This window comes from Bacteroides sp. HMSC067B03 (assembly GCF_001811315.1).
Classification (GTDB): domain Bacteria; phylum Bacteroidota; class Bacteroidia; order Bacteroidales; family Bacteroidaceae; genus Bacteroides; species Bacteroides faecis.
In genome coordinates, this window is record NZ_KV804408.1 from 1 (window position 1) to 7,948 (window position 7,948).

Sequence of the window (7,948 nt, forward strand, 5' to 3'; positions counted from 1 at the left end):
AAATGAAAATCCCTCAGGTTTTTACATTGATCCGTAATTAGGTTGATGAATAAATGAGATTAAATAAATTTTTGGTAACAAAGATATAAATGAATCTATTGGCGTGCAAATAAATTGAACAAAAATGGCTGGGTATCGAACGAAAAAGAAATATAACTTCTTGAATTACCCACTGGATTATCAACGTATTATAAAGGCGTATAAAGCAAAAAGCGACAAATGATAAAATCATTTGTCGCTTTTGTCGGAATGAGGCGACTCGAACGCCCGACCCCTACGTCCCGAACGTAGTGCGCTACCAACTGCGCTACATTCCGCTCTCGAAAGTGGTGCCACCAGGAATCGAACCGGGGACACAAGGATTTTCAGTCCTTTGCTCTACCAACTGAGCTATGGCACCTTTCTCGTTTGCGGGTGCAAAGATAAGTATATTTTTTAATACTGCAATAACTTGAAGGGAATTTTTCGTCTACTTATGAGGAAAGAGAGAAACTTTTCTTTTGGGGAAGAATAAATAGGCAATGCGGCATCACTTATTCAGTATATTTTATACTTTTACGAGTCTAAACAATCCGGACACTACAAACAATATAATATGATTCCTATGGCATTACAGTTTATTACAATTATTTTGTTAGCTGCATTCATTTATGTACTGGTTAAATATCAGACGGTGAAGAAAGATATGAATTCGATGGCAGCTGTAATGTTGCATGAATCTAATGAGTTAACTTCCATATTGCAGAACATAAACGTCTACTATCTGCTGATTGACAGGGACTTTGTCGTTCACAATACCAACTATTATGCTTTGAACCATTTGACACCTGTGGAGGGAGAAAGGAAAAAAGTGGGAGATTTATTGCATTGCAGAAATGCGATAGCTGCCGGAGAATGTGGAAAGCATGAACAATGTAAATTGTGCTGCATACGTACATTTATCGGCAAGGCTTTTTATGAAAAGAGAGGTTTTAAGAAACTGGATGCTTCTATGAAACTTTTAAGTGACGATGGAAAGTCCATTATTTCCTGTGATGTTTCTGTTTCGGGCGCTTATCTGCTGCATATCAATGGTGAAGAGCGTATGGTGCTGACAGTCTACGATGTAACGGAACTTCGGAATATACAGCGATTATTAGATGTAGAAAGAGAAAATGCGATTTCCGCCGATAAACTCAAGTCTGCCTTTATAGCCAATATGAGCCATGAAGTTCGCACTCCGTTAAACGCTATTGTCGGATTTTCCGGCCTGATGGCTACAGCTACCAGCGAAGAAGAAAAGAAGATGTATACCGATATAATCTCAGAAAATAATGAGCGGTTATTACGGCTGGTAAATGATATTTTTGATCTTTCGCAAATAGATGCAGGCGTGTTGAACTTTGTATATTCAGAGTTTGATGCCAATGATTTGCTGAGGGAACTGGAAGGTGTTTTCGGAATGAAGCTGAATGAGAATCCTTTGGTGGCATTAATATGTGAGGCACATCTGGAACCGATTATGATGCATTCGGAGAAACAGCGCATTATTCAGGTATTGACCAATCTGCTTCATAATGCGATGAAATTTACTAAAACAGGGGAAATCCGTTTTGGATGTCGTATGGAGGGTACAGATGAAGTCTGTTTTTATGTCTCTGATACTGGCATTGGTATTCCGGAAGAGGAGCAGGAGAAGATATTCTCCCACTTTACGAAACTTGACCGGGAGGTGCAGGGAACAGGACTCGGATTGACGCTTTCGGAAACAATTATTCATAATCTGGGAGGAAGAGTCGGAGTAAAATCGGAACTTGGAAAGGGCAGTACTTTTTGGTTTATATTACCTTTAATCACGAAGAAAGGAGTTGCTTGATTGAAAAATAAAACTGTCAGATAAAGCAAGAATTGATTTACTGAAGGAGAAAAAAGAAGAAAAGAGAAGTGTGAAAAAGAAATGCCCTGAAAGAAATAATAGGGAATGAATAATAAGAAATGAATAATCCCACCCTGGATACTGATTGGTTCAAGGTGGGATTATTGATAGATGTTAACTATATGTTTAGCTTTTAAGATTTAGGTATACCTTCATCTTTATTTCCGGAATTTGGCGATCCGTTACTTGCAGTGGTATTTCCACCAGAAGAAGCCGGATTGCTTGTCGGAGCAGAGCTGGAGGTTGCAGAGCCGGCACTTGCGGGGTTTGCAGTGGCGGGACTAGCCGGATTGGCAGACGATGTTGAAGCAGAAGTCGGACGAGCAGTACTTGAGCTGTTGGCAGTAGCACCGGCAGTAGCAGCCTGTGGTTGTACTTCCCAATGGAACGGCTCGAAATTGGAATTAGGATCTACCCAAGACGGTTTTTTGGATGCGTAGATGATAAACGGAGCAATGACTACGATCAATGCGCCGATAATCAATACAGAGAACCATACAGTATTACTACCGGTAGAAATCTGGCTGGGCGGGATGAAGCTCAGGATGAATGCGAGCAATGATCCGCAGAAGCCAAGACCTCCGATGAACCACATCAAACCGTTACCGGATTTACCGATACGGAACGGGCGGTTCAGTTTCTTCATCTTATAACGTAGTGCGATAGCTCCGGAGAACATCAACAAGTACATGATAAGGTAAAGAATAACTGTCAACTGTGACAGAATCTGATAGAAACTCTGTACGGAAGGCATGACAACGAACAACAAACTCAATACTGTAACAGCGATACCTTGTACGAACAGGATATTCTTCTGTACACCCAGCTTGTTTGTTTTCTGGAAGAATGGAGGCATATAACCAGCTTTACCTACAGCAAAGATACCTTTGGACGGACCTGCTACCCATGTCAGTACGCCGGCCAATACTCCGAATGCAAGAGCGATAGCGATGATCGGTGACAACCAGGAGGCGTGAATGTATCTGAAGTAATTGTCGAAACCAACGAGCAAACTTTGAGTCAAGTTAATATCTTTGGCAGGGATGATAACACCCAGTGCGAATGTTCCCAATACGAAGATAAGAACAGTGATAAGTGCACCGATAAATACGGCTTTCGGGTAGTTCTTAGATGGATTTTCTACGTCCTTCACGTGGATACCACCCATTTCCATACCGGCATAAAACAAGAAGATACTGGCCGCAAGAACAACATTATCGAAGTTGGTAAAATCAGGGAAGAAGCTGCTGTGGAAATCCATGTTGGATTGTCCGCCGGTTGCCAGATAAATGATGCCCAGGATAATCAGCAGGGCAGCCGGGATAATTGTACCGACCATACCACCGACCTTGGCTACCTTACCTACCCAGCTCATACCTTTCAGCGAAATGAAAGTTGCCAGCCAGTAAATGATAAGAACTACGACGAGGGTGTAATACTTGTTGTTTGCTAACGACATGTCATGTACATCGTTCATACCGATGAAGGCAATGGATACGGCACCGAATGTCAATACGGTCGGATACCAGATGGTACTTTCAATCCATTGTACCCAGATGGCGAGGAATCCCAGTTTCTTGCCGTAAGCTTCGCCTACCCACCGGAACACACCACCTTGCTTATCCTGAAACATAGCTGCCAGTTCGGCTGCTACGAGCGATGTCGGAATCAGGAAGACGATAGCTGCGAAAAGATAATAGAAAGCCGAACTCATTCCGTATACGGCCTCGGCTGGTAGTCCACGCAATGATACTACTGCCGTAACGTTCATGATAGCCAGGGTGAACACGCCCAGCTTCACTGCATTTTTAATATTTGCCATAAGTTAAGGTTTTAAGTGAAAAATATTTTAAAGTCAGTGTTATAACAACATTTTGCGCGAGATGTTTCCGCAATCTCTTTCAAAGTTCGTTAATTAACATCGCTAAATTGATAGATTGTATATCTCAATCCCCTTGTTCCGAAACAATCGCTTTATCAGATTGTTTCTAAGCATTATAAATTACATAAGAATCATTTTATTATAAATTAAGCAGTTATGAAATCAGCACTTTCCGATTTTATCTTAGGGAAAAAAGGGATTTATGGTATTCTCCACATTATTATATTATTGATGTCCCTTTTTCTGGTCATTAGTATTTCGATAGATACATTCAAAGGGATTCCTTTTTATACGCAGTCTTCGTACATGAAAATCCAGTTGTGGATTTGCCTCTGGTTTCTGTTTGATTTCGTATTGGAGTTTTTTCTGGCAAAGCATAAATGGCGTTATATACGGACGCACTTTATCTTTCTGCTGGTGGCAATCCCTTACCAGAACATTATTGCCTATTATGGGTGGACATTCTCTCCGGAGGTCACTTATCTGCTTCGGTTCATTCCTTTGTTGCGGGGAGGATATGCACTTGCTATCGTAGTAGGATGGCTTACTTACAACCGGGCTTCGAGTTTGTTCGTCTCTTATCTGACGATGTTGCTGGCAACGGTCTATTTCGCCAGTCTTGCCTTCTTTGTACTTGAGCATAAAGTGAATCCGCTGGTGACTGACTACGGAGACGCTTTGTGGTGGGCATTTATGGATGTGACTACCGTCGGATCGAATATAGTTGCGATGACGACTACCGGTAGGGTACTCTCTGTGCTGCTGGCAGCTTTGGGAATGATGATGTTTCCTATCTTTACAGTCTATATTACGAATCTGATTCAGCAGTCTAATGAAAAGAAAAAGCAGTATTATGCGGAAGAAGAAGAGAAGAAAGCGCCGGCACAGGGGACAACATAGTCTACAAATAGAAAAGGTTACTATCCGCGGATAGTAACCTTTTGTTTTTCTCATAGAGCGAATAAACTAGTCGGCTACGATCAAGTGATTATCACTGAATACGTTCAATCCTAGTTTATTCATAACATATTGGATAGCCAATTGTGCCTTTACAGAATTGCCGGCACCATCCAAAGGAGGAGCAAATGCGGCAATACCGAACTGTCCGGGCAATACACCCATCACACCACCACCTACACCGGTTTTAGCCGGGATACCGGAGGTGTACATCCAGTCGCCTGTATGTTCGTAGAAACCTACGGCGGCAATCATGGCAGTTATTTTAGGAGCCAGGCTGGCATCGAAAACTTCTTTCTTGGTCACCGGGTTCACACCGCCATTGGCGATAGTTCCGGCTGCAACAGAAAGCTGTAATGCGGTTACTCCCAAGGAGCACTGACGGGTATAAAGGTCTAACGCCATATCCGGATCATCATAGATACGGTTGTAGTTTTTCAGCAACCATGCAATAGAACGGTTGTTAAAGTTCGTATCCGATTCAGACTTATATAATTCGTCAATCAGTTGGGGAGCGCTGCCGCACAAATCAGTCACGTTCTCTACGATGGCATCCCATTTCTTGGCAGAGTCACCGATCGGTTTTACCATACTACAGACAGAAATGGCACCGGCATTTACCAATGGAGTAGATGGGTGGTCATTTTCCAGCAAGATAGCGATGATTGAGTTGAAAGGCAATCCTGTTGCGTCAGCTCCGATTTTTTCTAATATTTCCTTAGCACCATATTGGCGCAGAGCAAGGATAGCCGTATGCACTTTGGATACGGATTCGATGCCGAAGCGGTAGTCGGTATCTCCCACATGGATGGTCTGCCCGTTGAGCAGGCAGACACTGATTCCAAAGAGATCTTTATTGACATTTGCCAGGTAAGGGATATAGTCGGCGTTCTTGCCGCCTGTATTTGTCTTTACCTGATCGTATGCCTCCTGTACCACTTCTTTCAATTGAGCGAGTGTTACTTTTTTATCCATAGATCAATTTATTTTTTTACGGTTTTATGACGACGACCACCGTGATTGAACATCTTGGCTTCTACCGGAAGATTCTTTTCCTGAGCCATGCGGGTAGGAGTCGGGAAGTCCAGTTTTTCCAGTTCGGCAATTGCGTTCTTGATGTCGCCCAGCAACATGTCTGCCATGTCGCGGCTGAATCCCTGACGAACAACCACACGCATCACTACATAATCTTCCAGTTTAGAAGGCAATGTATAAGCCGGAACCATCCAGCCGTGTTGAGACAGCTTATCCTGCAAATCGTACAATGTCCATTTGGCTGTTTTTGCATATTCCGGTTTCAGATACCAGATGAACAGTGGGTTCACTACATTTTCGGAGTAGTTAACGAACGGAGCCATCTTGGCGATTTCATCATGAATGTATTTAGCAATCATCAAAGAGTTGTACTGAACTTCTTTGTAACCTTGGAATCCTAAACGGATGAATTGATAATACTGTCCCAGAATCTGGGCAGCCGGACGAGAGAAGTTCAAACCTACCTGAGTAATGTTAGCACCCAGATAATTGACGCTGAATGCCATTTCTTCGGGCAGATATTCTTTGCCTTTCCAGCAAACCCAGCCAAGACCCGGATATACCAGACCGAACTTGTGACCGGATACACTGATAGACAATACCCATTTCAGACGGAAATCCCACTTCGTATCCGGATAAAGGAATGGAAGAATGAAACCACCGCTGGCGGCGTCTACGTGGATAGGAATGTCATAGCCTGTTTTTGCATTGTAAGCGTCGAGCGCTTTATCCAATGCTTCAACGTCGTCGTTCAGTCCTGTCCATGTAACACCTTGGATAGGTACTACGCAGATGGTGTTTTCGTCACACATCTTCAAAGCTTCTTCGGGGTCGAGAGTGGTTTTATCGAGAGTCAAAGGTACTTCACGCATTTCGATCTGCCACAACTGTGCAAACTTTTCCCATACAACCTGAAAACCTGTTGAAATAACGAAGTTTGGTTTATCAAACGGTTTGCCCTGAGCTTGTCTTTTTTTACGCCAGCGCAGCCATGCAGCTACACCGCCCAGCATACAAGCTTCTGAAGAACCGATAGCCAGCGCACCTGTTTTCCATGTGTCTTTCTCCGGAGAGTTCCACAAGTTGGCAACGATATTGATACATTTACCATTCATTACAGCGATACGAGGATATTCAGTTTCATCAATATAGTTGATGTTGATTGCTTCGTTCATCAGTTTGGTAGCGTAATCGTCCATATAAGTGGTAACGAAAGTTGCTAGGTTCAAACGTGGCTGAGTTTGGGCAAAGGTTTCATCTTTAACCATTTGGTAAGCGATTTCAGGAGTCGTTGGTCCTTCAGGGATTTTTTCTACCGGAGAGGGTTGTAACATTCTGTCTGAACCGAATACGTCGGTTTTTGCATCACCTTTTCTGAAATTTAAATCTTCCATACTAATTTGTTTTTTTAAAGGTTTAGGGCGATGGGGATTTTCCCCGTCGAATTTCCCTCAACAACAGCAGATAGTTTTGAAAGTTTTCAGGTTTTACATTATTTGGCGTTTATTAAGGGGGCGGACTTTTTGCCAATGGAAGGCGGGCGGAATATAAATAACCAAAGGCAAGAAAGAAATAAATCCTTCTTGCCTTTGGTTGTGTGAATGGTAGCCGGTTGTTATCGTTATTTTGATACCTATTGAAATATGTCGTTAAAGTCTAGCGGAAGTCTTTCAGTTCTTCCTGTAGTTTTTGGCGAGTGAAGAAAATGCGGCTCTTTATAGTACCTAGCGGAAGGTTCAGCTTTTCTGCTATTTCACGATACTTGAAGCCGGAAACATGCATGGCGAAAGGTACTCTGTACTCTTTGGGTAATGCATTGACTACCCGATGCATTTCTTTCAGGTCGTAGGCGTTCTCCGTACTTTCAAAACCTGCGTCCTGCGGTAAATTCAAATGGTAAAGATTGTCCGTACGGTCAACAAATGTCTGGTCGCGAACTACCTTGCGGTAGTTGTTGATAAAGATGTTGCGCATAATCGTGTACATCCATCCTTTAAAATTTGTGTCAGGTGTGTATTTATCTTCATTATCTAATGCTTTTAATGATGTTTCCTGCAACAAATCGTTTGCTTCTTCGCGGTCGGTTGTCAGCTTATAAGCGAAACGGAGCAGTTCTTCCTGTACCCCTACTAAATCTTTTCTGAAGCTTAAACTTTTCA

The 7,948-nt window shown here is 42.7% G+C and carries 6 protein-coding genes and 2 tRNA genes; 2 read left to right on the forward strand and 6 right to left on the reverse strand.

The features are described 5' to 3' along the window. Positions 1-244: 244 nt before the first annotated feature. Both HMPREF2794_RS17730 and HMPREF2794_RS17735 read right to left on the reverse strand, forming a co-directional pair. Positions 245-317 (reverse strand) — tRNA-Pro (locus HMPREF2794_RS17730). 10 nt (positions 318-327) lie between these two features. Next, a tRNA-Phe gene (locus tag HMPREF2794_RS17735) sits at positions 328-400 on the reverse strand. Between the two features lie 285 nt (positions 401-685). Between HMPREF2794_RS17735 and HMPREF2794_RS17740 the strand changes: the two genes are divergently transcribed. Further along, positions 686-1,855, forward strand: coding sequence for a sensor histidine kinase (locus HMPREF2794_RS17740; protein ID WP_371490900.1), 1,170 nt, complete (start codon positions 686-688; stop codon positions 1,853-1,855). Between the two features lie 193 nt (positions 1,856-2,048). Here the strand turns inward: HMPREF2794_RS17740 and gadC are convergent, their stop codons facing one another. Further along, the gene (gene gadC, locus HMPREF2794_RS17745; RefSeq protein WP_070752096.1) at positions 2,049-3,737 is read right to left on the reverse strand and encodes a glutamine/gamma-aminobutyrate antiporter GadC; all 1,689 of its coding nucleotides are present in this window, start codon (positions 3,735-3,737) and stop codon (positions 2,049-2,051) included. 216 nt (positions 3,738-3,953) lie between these two features. On the opposite strand from gadC, the gene HMPREF2794_RS17750 reads away from it, so the two are divergent. Then, positions 3,954-4,697 carry a potassium channel family protein gene (locus HMPREF2794_RS17750; protein ID WP_010535525.1) on the forward strand — a complete coding sequence of 248 codons (744 nt, stop codon included), beginning with the start codon at positions 3,954-3,956 and terminating at the stop codon, positions 4,695-4,697. Between the two features lie 66 nt (positions 4,698-4,763). On the opposite strand, the gene glsA is transcribed toward HMPREF2794_RS17750, so the two are convergent. From glsA to HMPREF2794_RS17765, 3 genes are all read right to left on the reverse strand, one after another. Next, the gene (glsA, locus tag HMPREF2794_RS17755; RefSeq protein WP_070752098.1) at positions 4,764-5,729 is read right to left on the reverse strand and encodes a glutaminase A; all 966 of its coding nucleotides are present in this window, start codon (positions 5,727-5,729) and stop codon (positions 4,764-4,766) included. A gap of 8 nt (positions 5,730-5,737) precedes the next feature. Continuing rightward, positions 5,738-7,183 carry a glutamate decarboxylase gene (locus HMPREF2794_RS17760; protein WP_010535523.1) on the reverse strand — a complete coding sequence of 482 codons (1,446 nt, stop codon included), beginning with the start codon at positions 7,181-7,183 and terminating at the stop codon, positions 5,738-5,740. A gap of 262 nt (positions 7,184-7,445) precedes the next feature. Next, a partial coding sequence (locus HMPREF2794_RS17765; RefSeq protein ID WP_070752100.1) for an RNA polymerase sigma factor occupies positions 7,446-7,948 on the reverse strand: 503 nt, incomplete at its 5' end.